We start from the raw sequence: 15,553 nt of genomic DNA, 5'->3' as shown, positions 1-15,553 counted from the left end.
CCTTTCTGATGCGCTTCTTGATTGAACGCTCTGGCCTTGGTTCACTCAAAGCATTCGTGAGTGCCCGAATCACTGGCTTTATTTTACTTATATATACCCTGTTTCTGATCTCACTTATACACTTCTCGGCGATTGCCGATCTTCAGTACTAAGACGCACAACACGCCGTCCTGAATTTCACAAATTAATCGATAGTCGCCCTCTCGATAACGCCACAAACCGCCAAGTGGACCTGATAAAGCCTTGCCTGTATTGTCGGTAGCAGCCAAACGCTCCCTCAAAAATTTCGTGATACGCCTCGCTTCGGCCTTATCGAGCTTTGCTAGTTGCTGATTCGCCGTCTCTGTCAGTTCAATCCGCCAAGCCAAGCGCGTTCTCCACTTCATCCAATGAATAAACGCGTTCTTCACCTTTGCGAACCCGTTCTAACACATCGGTGGCCAAGTAATAATCTTACATATCATCCAGTCCTTTCTCGATGATCTCTCGTAAATAAAATGCCTTTGTACGGCCGGTTTGGCCTGCCAGATAATCAAGCCGTTTTTCAACTTCCGGTGAAAGTCTTATTGAGGTGGCCATGTATAGTCTCCTTTACGTCAAATATTGAATACATGTAATCAATGTATCACAAACTGATTTTACCCGGAACAAAGAATAAAAAGCCGACAACCAGGCTATTATTGCCCATCCCCCGAAATATGCTGAGCTCAGCATATTTCGGGATATGTGGAGTTCAGGAATATGCCGAGTATAATTGCCACTGGACGGCAGTAACCGCATAAAATCATCACGTTTGCGCCATTCGATCCACTGATTTAATCCGCATATTATTGCCGTCTTTCATCTCACCGATTTAAGGAGGTCAGTATGCTTACAACATATCTTAAACGCCAGACTACTCTTACCACTTACTACACCAGCTCTGCTGGACCATATTTGGATGAGTTCACTGACTGGTTAGCTCAGTGCGGGTTCCACGATGAAGTCATATGCCAATATCTTCCGGGCGTCAGCGAGTTTGCGGCCTGGGTTGATGCCACCTATGGCAACCTGACTTCATTTCCAGTTAACGCACTTAATCATTTTCACGATTACCTCGCTACACGCGGTCGATTGCGCTATTCAAAAGGTCAGCACTCGGTATACTGGTTGGGTGCACATCACTTTGTCGAGTTTCTCCAGAGTCAGAACAAAATCGTCGTCACCGAGATATCACCGAAGACGACACAACCGGAGCTCTTCCGTCAATTTGAACACTGGATGCAAACACACCACGGAGTGCAGTCTTCAACGCTACGCAATTACCGCCAGCATATCGTTGAACTGCTATCAACGCTCGGCGAACATCCTGAACAGTTCACCGCAGACGCGTTGCATACCTTTATCCTGAACTACGCTCTCGGGCGCAGTCATGCACTCGCTAAGAAGCGAGTGACGGCAGTTCGTATGTTTATTCGGTTTTTGATCACAATGGGGCATTGCCAGCCAGGCCTTGAGGCAGCGATTCCGGCTCTTGCCGAATGGCCACTTGCGCGGTTGCCTCGTTATTTACTTCCAGAAGAGGTTGATCGTGTCCTTGCCCATATTAATCGTACCACGCCAATCGGCATCCGCGACAAAGCAATCCTTTTACTACTGGCTCGATTGGGATTGCGAGCCAGTGAAGTCGCTGAACTAGCGCTTCCTGATATCGATTGGTCTGCGGGAACATTTTCCGTTATTGGCAAGAGCCGACGAGAGGCGAAGCTACCTTTGCCACAGGAGGTTGGTGATGCCTTGTTGGAATATCTTGAGAGTGCACGCCCATCGGTTAAAACTGACCGTGTCTTCATCACTGCAATCGCTCCCTGGATGCCAATAACCCGGCATGTTGTCAAGCAAGTTGCCGCTCAAGCGATACGGCGTGCTGGAATCAATGCACCATCGTTTGGCGCCCATGTCCTGCGTCATTCAGCTGCTACAGGGATGCTGCGTCAGGGAGCGTCGCTCCAGGTGATCGGCGAGGTATTGCGGCACAGTTGTCTTGAGACTACGGCTCATTACGCGAAAGTGGACATAGCCTTGTTGCAGCAGGTCACGCGTTCGTGGCCGGGAGGAGCATCATGCTAAAAGATGCCATCGATACTTATTTGGCCGTACGCCGCGCTGCGGGCTTTAAGCTCACAGACGATGCGTTTTATCTGTTTCACTTCGCTCGATTTGCCACTGCCCAGGGAGACACGCATGTAAAGTCACAGACGGCTATCGCTTGGGCAGGACAGGCACGAACTGAATCACAGCGCGCTATCCGCTTGAAAGCGGTTATTCGCTTTGCCCGCTTTAGCTATGCCGCCGACAACCGCCATGAAATTCCACCACAAGGTGTATTTTGCTTTCAACGTCATCGACCAATTCCCTATCTCTATACCGAAGCAGAGATTCAGGCATTGATGGGTGCGGCAGCACGGCTGGAGCCAGCAGATTCGTTTCGTCCACTGATGTATCGCACCTTGATTGGGTTACTTGCGTCTACGGGATTGCGTATTTCCGAGGCGCTCGGCTTGTGTTTTAAGGACATTATGGCGGATGGGCTGCTGATTCGGAAAACGAAATTTGGCAAAAGCCGGATAGTGCCGCTCCATCCCACGACGCATTTAGCACTGGAAGAGTATCTTGTCGAACGCGCTAAACTCGCCACTACTGATGATCATTTGTTTATCTCGAAGTGGCGTCGTGGGATGTGCCGCCAGACGGTATATGCCACATTCAAAGAGCTCCTGAAGATGGCCGGTCTCCCTCGCCAATCTGGGCTGCCACGACCAAGGCTAATCGATTTTCGTCATTCCTTCGCGTCGAATGCACTCGTAGACGGCCCGGATCGTCGCGATCAGGTCGGTCGCCACACGCTGGCGTTGATGACGTACTTGGGTCATGCCAGCCCAAACAGTACGTTTTGGTATTTAGAAAGTTCACCGCTCTTAATGGATCACATCGTTCGCGCCTGCGAACATTTCGTCGAGGAAAATACACCATGACTCCGATCGCCCCTCATATCACCGCATTTCTACAAGAACGATTGCCGCTACAACGAGCCGCGAGCGAGCATACCTGCGACAGCTATGCCTACGCTTTTCAACTGTTGTTTCAATTTGCCGCCGCTCGGTTGCATGTGACACCCTCCGCGCTCTTCCTTGAGCAACTCGATGCCGCTTTGGTGATGGATTTCTTGCAATATCTGGAAACGGAGCGCGACAACAGCCCGCGCACACGCAATGCTAGGCTCGTTGCGATCAAGTCATTTATGCGCTTTATGGAATATAGAGAACCCGCTCTCTTAGAGCAGAGCCGACGTATCTTAGCCATTCCCGCAAAGCGAACAGATACACGGCTAATCAATTATTTGTCATTAGACGAAATGCAGGCACTGCTCAATGTACCGGATCTGAAACGCCGCGACGGTATCCGTGATCGAGCTATGATCCACCTCTGTTTTTCGGCAGGACTGAGAGTATCCGAACTGGTTCATCTCCCATTACAGGCGCTGGAGTGGCAACCATCACCCAATGTACGCATTTTCGGTAAAGGGCGTCGAGAACGTCTATTGCCACTCTGGAAGCAGGCAGCTTCCGATCTGCGTGCATGGCTTGCCGTGCGAGGACAACCAGCTGCGACAGAACTCTTCCTAAATGCACACGGAGAACCCATGACCAGATCGGGCTTCGAGTATGTGCTGAAGAAACATGTGGAAGTGGCTGCTAAACGTTGCCCATCTATTGAGAAAAAACGGATATCTCCTCATGTCCTACGTCACACCGCCGCGATGGTGGTATTGCAAGCAACAGGCGATATCCGAAAGGTATCGTTGTGGCTTGGACATGGGGATATCCAGACGACCGAAGTCTATCTACGCGCTGATCCGACCGAAAAACTTGAGGCGATGAGTGCGATGGTCCCGCTTACGCTTAAACGTGGTCAGTTCCGTGCGCCGGACCAGTTGATTGCCTCTCTACGAGGCGGCTAGAATATGCTGAGTAGTTCGGAGCCGAACGACCCATGTTGTTCGGCTCCTCCGTTCGCCACTTTCCATATTCCTGAACTCCGCATATCCCGAAAATGTAAAATTAGATCAATGGTGCTGAAATGGAGGTCCGAGGCGCAGCGGAAAATATAGAAACATTCAAGATGATGCGCGATGAGCTTGACCTGTTAGGGCTTACGCCAATGACACGTCATTGCACCACAATAGTTTTTGAATTTCTTTCCACTCCCACATGCGTCTGTGGTTTCTATCGATTTTATCAGCCATCACTGGCTGGGGTGCCGACGATTTACACCAAACTGATAAAATTTGGGAAGCCATTCCTGAATGCGTGGCAACTATGTAAGTATTTGCAAGCCGTGCTTCTGGACAATAGCTAAGAGCTTTAGAGCCATACAGCTGGGACGCTTTGCGCCGGTTTCCCATTTCTGTACTGTCGATTCGCTGGTGTTTAGGTAACGGGCGAAGATGGGCTGGCTGACATGGTTGTTTTCACGGATCAGTTTTATCTGTTGCGGCTCTATCTCCAGAGGTACGGAAAGGCAAGATTCGTCAAACTCGCGCATGGTTGTCTTATCAATACCGCCGGCTTGAAATAGGCCTTTAGCCCCGCTATGGATGGCTTCAAACGCGTCGCTTTTAAATTGAGGTTTTTTAGGCATTGCAAATCTCCAATAAATCGCCGTTTTTTATCGCGGCATCAATTGCCACATCGGTCTGTAGGCCATATAGGGCGGCCAACTTCTTAAACTCGGCTAGCTCATCACTGCTAATTTTATCCCGGTCTTTCTTGGCAAAAAGATAGGTATAAACCCAGTGCCGACCACCCTTAGCAAGAATGATGGAGCGGTGTCGATTATTGTTTAGGCGTTTCTAGCGCCGTAAAACAGTTCAGCTTTGGTGATAACGCTGACCGCGATATTGGCCGGTCCTATCGTTCTGAGGGTTTGGATGATAGCCGGATTGCCTTTGTAAAATTCAATCAGAATATTGGTGTCACAGAGAATCATCAGCGCCGATCCAGCCAGGATTTTGCGCGAATACTGGCTTGGTCGATGTCTTGATGTTCCCAAATGCCTGCATAGTTAAAGAAATCGTCCCCGGATGCAGGTTGCGCAATGGATTCCATTTCTTTCATCACTTCGTCATGCTCGATGACTTCGCCACGATCAGCGGCGGTTATGCCTTTTGTGATTTTTTCAATGTGCTTGGCATGGGTTTTCAGGTATTCGCGCAAGGCTTGGTTGACCAAGTAATTGCGGGAACGATCTAACGCTCCGGCCATGCTATCGAGTTGATGCACGATCTCTGTTTCAGCTCTAATAGTAAATGCTTCAGTTGCCATTATCGCTACTCCGGTTTATTGTGGTTCATTTGTAGTCATAGCTTATACTTTAATATATGGTCCATCCACTTTTCTTTGATCACTAAAACCACAAAATAGAGTGGTACCCTTTCCTCTCCTTAATGAGGGGTTTGAAGTCCCATGTTACGAAAACGTACGTTAGCGTCTATGTTAAGGTGCATTTCGATTAATCGTAAACAGCACCTAATTTTTATCACACTTATCATCTCACGAGATTCGAGAGCTCTTACCGACTCACAGCGACCCATTAGACAATAAATTAACCTCTATTTTTAATATTATCTGATTGTAAAGCCAAACTTTCCGAGCCATCTCTCCAGTTTCACATATAGCTCAATCAAATTTGAAGCTTTAATCACATGTTTATCTGGGGGCATTGGAGCAAACGAGCGAATACCTGTAAATTCCAATTGAATTGTAATTGGTTGTTTACCTGAATCTGTAATTTGAATAATAGACTTATATTCTATGTAGTCTTGTGATTGAGGATGGTTAAACTTTGCATAAACAGTAGGTCGATCTTCGTAAATAATTTTTGATTTTGCCATATTGTCCTAACTTTCTTTCATAACGCTTACATTTTCTCAGCTTAATTATTTTTTAGGACCAAAAGTTTCCTGATCTTTAAATTGCCTGCCTAATCCTATATTTTCATTTTCACAACCTTTACCCAGGAATATCAAAAATGTAGGATCTCAATTTTTTTTGGCTTTTGTCTTTAATAAATAACAAAAATTGATTGTTGTTACAGGCATCTTTATATTGCTTTTCAGTTCTATCCCGAGTTCTTTCAGTTAAGTGTAGCGGCCCGATAACATAAATCACAGGAACCGATTACATCCATTTTTCGGGACCACATTAGCTGATAATATCGGAGCACTCCAGCCCACATTAACTGAGAATGAGCCCACATTAATTGAGAACCGCCCGATAACATCCGCCAGGAACCACATTAACTGAGAATGAATAAGAGGCACGCCGAAAGCCGCACGCAGGCCCCGATGACGGCCTCATTATACGAATGGGTTGAACACGGACACTTGAAAGCGTTCAAAATCACGGATGTTTCGGGTGACTACAGTAAGCTTGTGCACAAGCGCACTGGCCGCGATCATAGCATCTTCATAGACCGTGTCCGACTGACGGTGCATCAGTTTCGCCAATAGCCGAAAGGTCACAGCGTCCATGGGCAATACATTATAGGTAGCTCCCGCCTGATCGGCCCATGCCTCTATATCCGCAGCCTTGGCAGGGTCTTGCTCGCGTGTGATTTCAATGCCTGCTTGGATTTCACCGAGTGTCACAGCAGACAGGTAAATTTCAGCATCGGCTACGCCTTCGATCCACGCTACTACCGCTCCATGGGGGCGAACCTTGCGCAACTCCGAAACAACATTAGTATCAAGAAGGAACATGACGACCTTACAGCTCAACGGACTTTCGACGCTTTGCCCGTCCGCGCTGAGGCAAATCAAAGCCGGCGCGGCCCACGTCGGACATTAGTAACTCCTTGAGTGAGGGGCGTGCGGTATTATTCAGGCGCTTCCATTCGGCGATAGGCACGAGTACAGCGGTTTCTGTCCCGCGACGGGTCACTACCTGCGGCCCTTCGTTTACACAGGTATCCAGTAATTCACTGAAACGGGCTTTAGCGTCTTGTACCGGCCAAATTTTCATAATAAACCTCTGTTGACTAGGCATGTAACTAGTCTATCAACCTTTTTTCTGCACCGCAAGCAGTTCGACAAAACGATCATTTTGTCGAACGCCGGCAGCAAGGCCATTTTCCGTCGAAATCAGCCTATTTTCAGTGCAGAATACTGGTTCTATAAAACAACGTTCGATTTACTATTCTGCGATGAGTATAATGGACTATTATCAGACCCGAAAAATATTCCATGAATATTGGTTACGCCCGTGTCAGTACCCGTGATCAAACCGTAGCGCTTCAGGTCGATGCGCTGAAAGAAGTTGGCTGGGCCAAGGTTTACACGGAAGTCATTAGCGGAGCGGCAACTGAGCGGCCCATATTGGCCAAGCTTCTCGACGAAGTGCGACCGGGCGACATCGTGGTGGTTTGGAAGCTGGATCGACTGGGGCGTTCGCTCAGCATCTGGTGGAGACCGTCAACCTGCTGTTAAAGCAGGATGTTGGTATCAAAAGCCTAAATGATCCGATTGACACGACAACGCCGCAAGGACTTTTGGTGTTTAATCTTTTCGCCTCCCTGGCTGAATTTGCACGACGCTGGGCTTCTTGCCATGCGTGGCGGCAAGGATCGCGCTGAAGTCCAAATCGTGTGTGAGGACCACATAGTCGTTCGCGTTGGCATAAGCCATGATTTTCGAATCCGGAGCATTTTTTTCACCCAGCGTTGACCAGTGCTCAGCCTCAATGCCAGCATCGACTAACAATCCGATCCAGCGCGGGGACAGGTTCATATCGACGAGCAGCTTCATGCGGAGCCTAGTACGACCTCGCGTTCTTCGGCTAGCCAGGCAGCGTAACGAAGCGCCTGCATGATGTCTTCGCGCTCAAGGTAGGGGTAAATCGGCGAGAATTTCATCAACGCTGTGTCCCGCGCCGATTTGTCCCACAATCATGCCGACCGTGACGCGCATTCCACGGATACAGGCTTTGCCACCCATCACATCGGGTTCTTGGGTGATGCGATTCAGTTGTCCCATGCTCTGCTCCTTATCGAAACTCATTGTCATAGTAGTAGGGTGAGAATATAGTTTCAAGAACTATTTGTGAGAATAGATGCGCCTTTATTCTGTGTGCCTCAGAGATAACGCAACGAGGCTTCTCAAAAACCTCCGTTTTTAAGAGGAGGCCAACTGATCTTCAACATTCATGCGTTCATGCAAAATACGAATGATTAGAATATGATCTTCATTGATCTTATAGATAATTAGATGCCTTTTATGGGTATGGATACGGACCGGAGGGGTAAATTCATCGCGCTCTCGAAACACTAAAGGAGTATCCGCGAGAAACTGGCACTTTTCTTTTAAGCTATCACTGTACTGGTTCGCTTGCCGTTCGCTATGGTTTAGAAAACCATAGCGATAAATGTCAATCAGGTCTTCTTCGGCCTTTTTTGAAAAAACATACCGTCCCATTATTGACGGTCTTTCAGGCCTTGCCGAGCCGCATGAATAATCTCGTCGAATGTTTTGCTGCTAACACCGCTTTCTATGCCCTCGGTAATAGCCTGTTGTAGAGCATTCAGTTTTGTTCTGTTTTCCTGATCCTTCCGGATCAAATCCCGAATGTAGTCACTGCTATTTGCGTATGTGCCGGATTGAACTTGAGACAGAACCCAGTCTTTCATTGGATCGGGGACCGAAATATTCATCGTTGCCATTGTGATGCCTCCATTGTGCAAAGATCATATCTTTATTTATGGCATAGATTGGCAATCTATGCCATGTTTTTCGATTTTCAACAGTCTATGGCTATTCTTCAATCGTAAGCGCTTAATAAAGCACGTACTTGCGCTATTCGATTGGATTTGTTTTGTTAATATTCCACGGCAACAAGGCTTCAAGTTTTTGGCTCTATGTGATTTGTAGTGGGTAATGCAATAATATAGCCATGAACAGTGAAACTTTATTCAGCATGGCTTTAGGCCTGCAACCCACTTGGCAGGTCAAAGCCGTGACCTTTTCTACAGATGAATTGGCCCGTAGCGAACTGCATCTGCATATCGATTTTGTGACTGGCTCGCGCTTCTTAGACGACGCGAATAACCTCTGTCCAGTGCATGATACCGTAGAGCGGCAATGGCAACATTTGAGCTTTTTTGAACACACCTGTTACCTCCACTGTGCGGTGCCGCGCATTACCACGACCGATGGTAAAGTCCGCACTGTTGACGTTCCCTGGGCACGGCCAGGCAGTGGTTTTACCTTGTTATTTGAAGCCTTGGCGCTAGCCTTGATCGAACGGGAAATGCCGGTCAACCGAGTCGCCGAGATACTGAGGGTCAATTTACAGCGCATCTGGACTCTCTTTAATCACTGGATTAGCCAGGCAAAAGCAGCCGATGATCCGAGCACGATAACCAAGCTGGGCGTCGATGAAACCTCGACCAAAAAAGGCCATCATTACGTCACGCTGGGCGTTGATTTGGATGAAGCCCGCGTGATTCATGTCACCGAAGGTAAGGGTAAGGCAACGCTGCAAAGTATTCAGCAACACCTTGAAAATAAGGGTGTTGATAAGGAACAGGTGGAGCAAATCAGCATGGATTTGTCACCGTCGTTTATTGCCGGTGCCGCCGAGTCATTCCCTGCCGCACAGATTACCTTTGATCGGTTCCATGTTGTGAAATTATTGAACGAGGCCATGAATCAGGTGCGCATTGCCGAACGCAAAGAGCATGATGCTCTGAAAAGCCACAAATACACTTTTCTAAAGAACCGGGAAAACCTATCCGAAAAAAAAGAAAAAGAGCTGGATGAACTGATTAAACTCTACCCCACCCTGGGTGAAGCTTACCGCTTAAAGGTGCTATTCAATGATCTCTGGGAAATGCCCGACAAACCAGCAGCGGAGGCTTTTCTGAGGCAATGGTGCAACGAGGTGGACGCGGCCAAAATTCCAGCGTTTATCAAGTTTGCCAACACAGTTCAAGGACATTGGTCGGGGATAGTGCATTTCGTGGAATCACTCATTAGTAACGGCATTCTTGAAGGCATCAATAGTAGATTCAGCTGGCTAAACGGCGAGCCAGAGGCTACCGCAACATCAACAATTTCATTAATATGATTTACTTCCTATGTGGAAAGTTGAAATTTGATTACCCACTGTATTTCACATAGAGCCTTAATTTTCTATCATAAGGTCTAAACCAGGCTAGGATATTGCAATCGGGTACACTTTTGAAACGCCTCCAAAAAGGGGTAAAAAACAAGTCATAAATAACAGGTGTTTTTTCGGTAAAAATAACCGGTATTTTTTAGCTATAAAAATCATGTAAAACTCGCATGTCAAAACGTTGTATGAGACCCCTAAAAATGGCTACATTTGGGGTGCCTTGTAAAAGATGAAAAGCCGATCTCCCATATGTATGTTACTGACTAAAAAATCCAAGTCTGTAACACGCGTCAGTAATACGCGTCATTAATAAAAATTACTGACGCGTATTAACCTGGAAATATAGGTACTATATTAGTACCTAAATTGATACCAACCGTTATACACAACTTCGCTAATACTGTAACCTACTGCCCTTTTGTGTTCGAGGGGTGGTAAACAGAGGTGGGATTGGCTTGCGGCGTGATGGTTCATCATAATCATGACTACTCAATTGCTGGATATGAATAAATACTATTATTGATTTAAGTTTATTTTGACTTTCTCAGTGCTTGTTTGCAGGATTTAAGTAGAAAAATTCCTAATCTTTGCGTTGATGAAATCTCTTAAAAACAACGCCAAAAATACCGGATTGGTCATCAAATAGCGCTTAATCAACCGGCGATCCTGGAGCTTGCGATAGACCCATTCCAGGCCCGTTTTTTGCGTCCAGACAGGTGAACGTTTAACATGTCCCGAATGAAAATCGAAAGCGGCACCCACGCCGACTTGTACCGGAACATTGACACGGGCAAGATGCGCAGCAATCCATTTTTCTTGCTTGGGTGCGCCTAACCCGACCCATAAAAAATCCGGTTGCAGGCTTTTGATCATCTCAACCAGATCGGCATCTTCCTGTTCGGACAATGCTTTGAAAGGGGGAGAATGCCAGCCCACGATTTCAACATCGGGAAAGCGCTCCCGCATCTTGCTAACCAAATCAATCAGTACGGCGTCTTTACCGCCCAGAAAAAAATGCCGCCAGCCTTTGCTCCGGCCTTCATCCAGACAGCGCAGCATTAACTCGGGACCGCAGATCCGATCTTTAAGGTTAGCGTTATGCACACAATTGGCGTACCAAACCAGCGGTAATTCGTCCATTGTTGCCAAGGCTTTAACGAACAGGGACTGGTATTTTCAGCTACGAGTACGAGAAAAAAAGCGGTCGTCTAACGCAAAGAAAAATAAGCTCAAAAAAACACAACCCGATGTAAAAATCGATAACCGATAGGGCGTTTTCGCGATAGCAAAACGCCAATATTTTTCAAAGTTATGGCGGATTGCCTGATGGCGAATCCGCCTTACCGGGTTAATGGTCTAATGATTTTGCACTTTCTCTTGCAACCAGACCTTAATCAGTGATTGGTAGGGCACATCCCGAGAATTTGCCGCCGCTTTAATTGAGTCCAGCAAATGTTGTGGTAATCGCAACGAAATGGTCTTGGTTGTTGGCTTCAAATTGGGCAGTACAACCGACTGGGCATGGCTCCAATCGAGATAGTCAGTGGAATCGTGACTTTCCCAAAAAATGCGTTCTTCCTCTTCATTGGAAAAATGTGGAATGGTTTTAAGTTGTTTGTTCATAAATTGAACGCTCCTTTTTATGCATGACTCTCGCCGAGATAACGCGGATAGTCATACCATCATTGCGTAATGTAAATGAAATATGTAAAAGCCGTTCATTGTCTGTTTTGCCCAACGCATGAAAACGTGGTTCCAATTGACTGTGCTTAAAATCTTCTAACAGTAGCAGTGGTGCATTGAAGAATACTTGCTCAGACTCAGCCGTTGATACGCTGTGTTTAAGATTTTTTTGACTATTTCCTACGTCCCAATCAAATCCGGTGACTTTAGCTAAATCTATCATAAATGTATATTATGAAAATATACATAATAGTGCAACACCCATCTTTACAAGCTATATCATTGAAAATTCACTTTTTGAATGCGTTTTTGGCTCAGGAGCTTTCAGAGCCGATTGTTTGAGTGGAGATCTTGAATCCCTATAATGAAAAGGAATTTTTAAGCGATAAGCTCAGCATTGTCGATGTCAAAGCCAAAGACGGGCAGGAACGGATTTACCAAATCGAAATCCAATTGACCAACCATAGCCATTTGCCAGCCAGGATCATTTACAATTGGTCTGACATCTACAGCCAGCAATTAAAAAGTAATCAAGATTACGGCGAACTGAAACCCACTTATGCCATTTGGCTATTGGCCGAAAACCTGATAACCGATGATAACGAGTATGTGCATCATTACAAAGTCCGTGATGAACAAGGAAAAACATTCATTCAACATGGCGGCATCTGGCTGCTGGAATTAAACAAGTTTGATGCAAACCGGATTGAGTCAGAAGATCAACGCTGGTTACAGTTTTTCAAAGTCGGTGAGCAGTTAAACGATGGTCTTTACCGGACTGGATGATAACGCAGGAGATGAAACAAGCCATGAGCACGTTAAGCACTTTTTCAGAAAAAGAACGTCAATACCACCAATACCAAGCCGGCAAGAATATCTGCGGGAGCAGAGGGCTATCCAGCGTGAATTAGAAGAAACAGCACGAGAGTTAATGCAGGCTAAGCTAAGGGAAGAAGCTGCGTTAGCTGAAATTGAGCGTCTTAAAGCACTTCTGGACAAGAAATAGTTCCAATTTAAACGTTTCCAGCCGGCAAGAAACGGTGTGGTACGAACCGCATTAATTGCAAACTTGCAGGAATTCGATAGAGTCTGCGTAAACGGTGGTTAGCCCATCTTTTGCATTTAGATAGGTGCACGATTGACATGACCCGAATGAAAATCAAAAGCAGCCCCACGCCGAATTGAACATGAACATGGGCGTCATCAAGATGCGAGGTAATCCATGCCGGAATGACAGCCTTCGTTAAGGAAAGAAATTAAACTAAAAAACACAACCCGCTGTAAAAAGGCATGACCCGTAGGCAGGGAAAACGCATATAAATAATTTGAAAAACAGTATATTACGAGATTAAAGTAATACTTTTTGCAATAAAAGTATATGACCCCCTGTTTTGTAGAGTATTTTTCGAAATTACCCGATCCTCGAATAAACCGTAATAAGCGGCATGAGTTAATGGACATCATCGTTTTAACCGTATGTGCCGTGATCAGTGGTGCTGACGGCTGGGAAGATATAGCCGATTTCGGTCATAACCAATTAGATTGGCTCAGGCGTTTTGTTCCATTAAAAAACGGTATACCTTCTCATGACTGTATAGCGTATGTCATATCAAGGTTGTCACCTAAAGCTTTCCAAGAGTGCTTTATTAGTTGGACACAAAGCGTGAACACGCAAACAGAGGGTGAACTGATCAGTGTGGATGGCAAAACGGCGCGGGGATCGCGAGATCGAAAAAACAGCAAAAACCCGTTGCATAGGGTGAGTGCATGGAGCGCTTCAAACCGAGTGGTTTTAGGCCAGGAAGCGACAAATGAGAAGTCGAATGAAATTACCGCCATCCCCAAACTGTTGGCATTACTGGAGCTAAAAGGCTGCATTGTGAGCATTGACGCAATGGGCTGTCAACGAGACATTGCTAAACAGATCGTCGATCAAGGTGGCGACTATGTGTTGGGCCTGAAAGGTAATCAAGGCAGCCTGCATGAAGCCGTCGAGGATTATTTCACGACGGCTCAAGCGGCTGGTTTTAAACCAATAAAATATGATTATGTGGAGGAAGTGGAGCACGGCCATGGGCGCTTGGAAACTCGCCGCTACTGGATCACCGACGATTTGCGCACACTGCCGAAAACAGAATCTTGAGCAGGTTTACGGACTATCGGCATGGTTGAAAGAGAATACGAAGAAGCCGGTAAACAGTTTAAGGAAAAGCGTTTTTTCATCAACTCTATTCCGCCTGTTGCTAAAACATTTGCCTATGCGGCGCGGGGACACTGGGGGATTGAGAATATCCTGCATTGGCGGATGGATGTCGTGCTTCGAGAAGATGCCAGCCGGATTCGCAAGGGAAACGCTCCAAGTATTATGACGAGTATCCGACATCTCGTTTTGAATCTGTTCCAAAAAGAGCCTTCAAAACTAAGGCTTGCTAAAAAACGCAAAATGGCCGCTTGGGATGGCGATTTTCGTAGCAAGGTGTTGTTTGCGGATAATTTTTAATGCGTTTGCCCTGGACCCGTAGGGCGTTTTCGCGATAGCAAAACGCCAACAGCCTTCAAAGCCATGGCGGCTTGCCCCGCCCTACCGGGTTGTGCTCAATGACGACAGGGATTCAATGGGCTGCCATTCAACGCAGCTATAACCTGCGACCAAAGTGAAGCTGGTTTTGGACATCAGGTTGATAGCGTTACTAGGGGGTGTCTGCTACACTTGTACGGTATTTCCGTACATATGGAGTCAAATATGGATACAGTTAGCGTAAACCAGTTTAGAGATAAACTAAAATCCCTTGTAGAACATGTGGTTAGTAATCATGTCCCCCTAAAGGTAACTCGCAGGGCAGGTGAAGCTTTTGTGGTTATGAGTGCAGACGACTGGGAGCGAGAACAGGAAACTCTTTACGTTCTCCAGAACAGCAGCCTAATGAAACAGATTGCCGTATCAGTGGCAACTCACAACAATAACTCCGGCTATACCCCGACTAGCGACGAACTGAATGAGATCACTCGTATTTGAGGGTAGAACCTGGGAAACCTACGAAGAGCTTCGTGACAAAGATAAAAAGCTACACAAAGCTCTCTGTATACTCTTAAAAGAAATGCTACGTGATGACCCAAGCAAAGGCTTGGGTAAACCCGAGCAGCTTCGACACAACCTAACTGGATTATGGTCGAGGCGAGTTTCTCAAAAAGATCGACTCATTTATAAATTTGATGAAAAATCCATTTACATCTTTGCAGTTGGTGGACATTACGAAGACCATTGAATTCAGGGTGTCCTAACGTTACGGCAAGGGACGCCCCGCTAACAAACAATGAGAGCCGGTCTTGCGTTGGCAATCGTTAAATAGAAATCCCCAACTGGAACTTGTGTGTTTTGATTGCAAGACTTGACACTACTTAATCTTTGTCGATGTCAAAGCCAAAGACGGGCAGGAACGGATTTACCAAATCGAAATCCGATCCTAGCCATTTGCCTGAACAAGGCTTTGACCTACAAGGACGGGTCAGCTATGAGCATGAGACAAAAACAGTCGTCTAACGAAAAAACACAACTCGATGTAAAAATAGATAATCGGTAGGGCGTTTTCGCCATTGCAAAACGCCAATATTCCTCAAAGTCATGGCGGATTGCCTGATGGCGAATCCGCCTTACCGGTTTG

22 protein-coding genes and 4 pseudogenes are annotated in these 15,553 nt (G+C 46.4%); 10 read left to right on the top strand and 16 right to left on the bottom strand.

What is annotated here, in order from left to right:
* Positions 1-110: 110 nt before the first annotated feature.
* A complete protein-coding gene (locus GO003_RS00625) occupies positions 111-368 on the bottom strand; it encodes a type II toxin-antitoxin system RelE family toxin (RefSeq protein ID WP_159659526.1) in 258 nt (85 codons plus the stop codon).
* Between the two features lie 85 nt (positions 369-453).
* A complete protein-coding gene (gene relB / locus GO003_RS26055) occupies positions 454-579 on the bottom strand; it encodes a type II toxin-antitoxin system RelB family antitoxin (protein WP_269144306.1) in 126 nt (41 codons plus the stop codon).
* A gap of 288 nt (positions 580-867) precedes the next feature.
* Between relB and GO003_RS00620 the strand changes: the two genes are divergently transcribed.
* Genes GO003_RS00620 through GO003_RS00610 form a run of 3 tightly spaced genes read left to right on the top strand, consistent with a single transcriptional unit; the run spans position 868 to position 4,000 of the window.
* Positions 868-2,109, top strand: coding sequence for a tyrosine-type recombinase/integrase (locus GO003_RS00620; protein ID WP_159652060.1), 1,242 nt, complete (start codon positions 868-870; stop codon positions 2,107-2,109).
* Positions 2,103-3,014, top strand: coding sequence for a tyrosine-type recombinase/integrase (locus GO003_RS00615; protein WP_159652058.1), 912 nt, complete (start codon positions 2,103-2,105; stop codon positions 3,012-3,014). The genes GO003_RS00620 and GO003_RS00615 overlap by 7 nt, the downstream gene beginning before the upstream one ends.
* Positions 3,011-4,000 carry a tyrosine-type recombinase/integrase gene (locus tag GO003_RS00610; RefSeq protein WP_159652056.1) on the top strand — a complete coding sequence of 330 codons (990 nt, stop codon included), beginning with the start codon at positions 3,011-3,013 and terminating at the stop codon, positions 3,998-4,000. Before GO003_RS00615 ends, GO003_RS00610 begins: the two co-directional genes overlap by 4 nt.
* A 356-nt stretch (positions 4,001-4,356) precedes the next feature.
* On the opposite strand, the gene GO003_RS00605 is transcribed toward GO003_RS00610, so the two are convergent.
* From GO003_RS00605 to GO003_RS00580, 7 genes and pseudogenes are all read right to left on the bottom strand, one after another.
* Positions 4,357-4,680: a helix-turn-helix domain-containing protein gene (locus GO003_RS00605; RefSeq protein WP_159658030.1), complete on the bottom strand. Its 324-nt coding sequence runs from the start codon at positions 4,678-4,680 to the stop codon at positions 4,357-4,359.
* A pseudogene (locus GO003_RS26510) lies at positions 4,673-4,864 on the bottom strand (type II toxin-antitoxin system RelE/ParE family toxin); the annotation flags it as partial. The pseudogene GO003_RS26510 and the gene GO003_RS00605, both read right to left, overlap by 8 nt.
* Positions 4,865-4,881: 17 nt before the next feature.
* Positions 4,882-5,028, bottom strand: coding sequence for a PIN domain-containing protein (locus tag GO003_RS00600; RefSeq protein ID WP_159658029.1), 147 nt, complete (start codon positions 5,026-5,028; stop codon positions 4,882-4,884).
* Positions 5,028-5,363, bottom strand: a complete 336-nt coding sequence (locus GO003_RS00595) for a CopG family ribbon-helix-helix protein (RefSeq protein ID WP_159658028.1) — start codon at positions 5,361-5,363, stop codon at positions 5,028-5,030. The genes GO003_RS00600 and GO003_RS00595 overlap by 1 nt, the downstream gene beginning before the upstream one ends.
* 299 nt (positions 5,364-5,662) lie before the next feature.
* The gene (locus GO003_RS00590; protein WP_159658027.1) at positions 5,663-5,932 is read right to left on the bottom strand and encodes a hypothetical protein; all 270 of its coding nucleotides are present in this window, start codon (positions 5,930-5,932) and stop codon (positions 5,663-5,665) included.
* Between the two features lie 465 nt (positions 5,933-6,397).
* On the bottom strand, positions 6,398-6,799 hold the full coding sequence (locus GO003_RS00585) for a type II toxin-antitoxin system VapC family toxin (protein ID WP_159658026.1): 402 nt from the start codon (positions 6,797-6,799) through the stop codon (positions 6,398-6,400).
* Positions 6,800-6,806: 7 nt separating this feature from the next.
* Positions 6,807-7,061: a type II toxin-antitoxin system Phd/YefM family antitoxin gene (locus tag GO003_RS00580; protein ID WP_159658025.1), complete on the bottom strand. Its 255-nt coding sequence runs from the start codon at positions 7,059-7,061 to the stop codon at positions 6,807-6,809.
* Positions 7,062-7,282: 221 nt separating this feature from the next.
* Between GO003_RS00580 and GO003_RS00575 the strand changes: the two are divergent.
* Positions 7,283-7,671, top strand: a pseudogene (locus GO003_RS00575) (recombinase family protein).
* Here GO003_RS00575 and GO003_RS00565 read toward each other — a convergent pair.
* The 4 genes from GO003_RS00565 to GO003_RS00550 all read right to left on the bottom strand — a co-directional run bounded on the left by GO003_RS00565 (position 7,595) and on the right by GO003_RS00550 (position 8,754).
* Positions 7,595-7,843, bottom strand: coding sequence for a DUF5615 family PIN-like protein (locus GO003_RS00565; protein ID WP_231088746.1), 249 nt, complete (start codon positions 7,841-7,843; stop codon positions 7,595-7,597). The pseudogene GO003_RS00575 and the gene GO003_RS00565 sit on opposite strands and share 77 nt — an antisense overlap.
* 75 nt (positions 7,844-7,918) lie before the next feature.
* Complete coding sequence (locus GO003_RS00560) at positions 7,919-8,071, bottom strand: DUF433 domain-containing protein (protein ID WP_231088745.1); 153 nt, start codon at positions 8,069-8,071, stop codon at positions 7,919-7,921.
* Between the two features lie 138 nt (positions 8,072-8,209).
* Positions 8,210-8,509, bottom strand: a complete 300-nt coding sequence (locus tag GO003_RS00555) for a type II toxin-antitoxin system RelE/ParE family toxin (protein WP_159658024.1) — start codon at positions 8,507-8,509, stop codon at positions 8,210-8,212.
* Entirely contained in the window at positions 8,509-8,754 is a 246-nt protein-coding gene (locus GO003_RS00550; RefSeq protein ID WP_159658023.1) for a type II toxin-antitoxin system ParD family antitoxin, read from the bottom strand. Before GO003_RS00550 ends, GO003_RS00555 begins: the two co-directional genes overlap by 1 nt.
* A 230-nt stretch (positions 8,755-8,984) precedes the next feature.
* Here GO003_RS00550 and GO003_RS00545 point away from each other — a divergent pair.
* Positions 8,985-10,213: pseudogene (locus tag GO003_RS00545) on the top strand (ISL3 family transposase).
* Between the two features lie 559 nt (positions 10,214-10,772).
* On the opposite strand, the gene GO003_RS00540 reads toward GO003_RS00545, so the two are convergent.
* The 3 genes from GO003_RS00540 to GO003_RS00530 form a co-directional block, all read right to left on the bottom strand.
* The gene (locus GO003_RS00540) at positions 10,773-11,348 is read right to left on the bottom strand and encodes a WecB/TagA/CpsF family glycosyltransferase (RefSeq protein ID WP_231088744.1); all 576 of its coding nucleotides are present in this window, start codon (positions 11,346-11,348) and stop codon (positions 10,773-10,775) included.
* A gap of 216 nt (positions 11,349-11,564) precedes the next feature.
* Positions 11,565-11,831 carry a type II toxin-antitoxin system BrnA family antitoxin gene (gene brnA, locus GO003_RS00535; protein WP_159656822.1) on the bottom strand — a complete coding sequence of 89 codons (267 nt, stop codon included), beginning with the start codon at positions 11,829-11,831 and terminating at the stop codon, positions 11,565-11,567.
* On the bottom strand, positions 11,815-12,114 hold the full coding sequence (locus GO003_RS00530; protein WP_159656824.1) for a BrnT family toxin: 300 nt from the start codon (positions 12,112-12,114) through the stop codon (positions 11,815-11,817). The genes brnA and GO003_RS00530 overlap by 17 nt, the downstream gene beginning before the upstream one ends.
* Before the next feature lie 128 nt (positions 12,115-12,242).
* Between GO003_RS00530 and GO003_RS00525 the strand changes: the two genes are divergently transcribed.
* From GO003_RS00525 to GO003_RS00505, 5 genes and pseudogenes are all read left to right on the top strand, one after another.
* Positions 12,243-12,677, top strand: coding sequence for an Rpn family recombination-promoting nuclease/putative transposase (locus GO003_RS00525; protein ID WP_159656826.1), 435 nt, complete (start codon positions 12,243-12,245; stop codon positions 12,675-12,677).
* The gene (locus GO003_RS00520; RefSeq protein WP_159656828.1) at positions 12,655-12,897 is read left to right on the top strand and encodes a hypothetical protein; all 243 of its coding nucleotides are present in this window, start codon (positions 12,655-12,657) and stop codon (positions 12,895-12,897) included. Before GO003_RS00525 ends, GO003_RS00520 begins: the two co-directional genes overlap by 23 nt.
* A gap of 372 nt (positions 12,898-13,269) precedes the next feature.
* Positions 13,270-14,391: pseudogene (locus GO003_RS00515) on the top strand (ISAs1 family transposase).
* A gap of 243 nt (positions 14,392-14,634) precedes the next feature.
* Positions 14,635-14,907 (top strand): type II toxin-antitoxin system Phd/YefM family antitoxin, encoded by a 273-nt coding sequence (locus GO003_RS00510; RefSeq protein WP_231088743.1) that lies wholly within the window; start codon positions 14,635-14,637, stop codon positions 14,905-14,907.
* The gene (locus GO003_RS00505; protein ID WP_159656830.1) at positions 14,888-15,157 is read left to right on the top strand and encodes a Txe/YoeB family addiction module toxin; all 270 of its coding nucleotides are present in this window, start codon (positions 14,888-14,890) and stop codon (positions 15,155-15,157) included. Before GO003_RS00510 ends, GO003_RS00505 begins: the two co-directional genes overlap by 20 nt.
* Positions 15,158-15,553: the final 396 nt, after the last annotated feature.

The sequence above is a fragment of the Methylicorpusculum oleiharenae genome, from assembly GCF_009828925.2.
Lineage (GTDB): Bacteria > Pseudomonadota > Gammaproteobacteria > Methylococcales > Methylomonadaceae > Methylicorpusculum > Methylicorpusculum oleiharenae.
The sequence above is the reverse complement of the archived record's forward strand: the minus strand, read 5'-3'. Positions and strand labels throughout refer to the sequence as shown.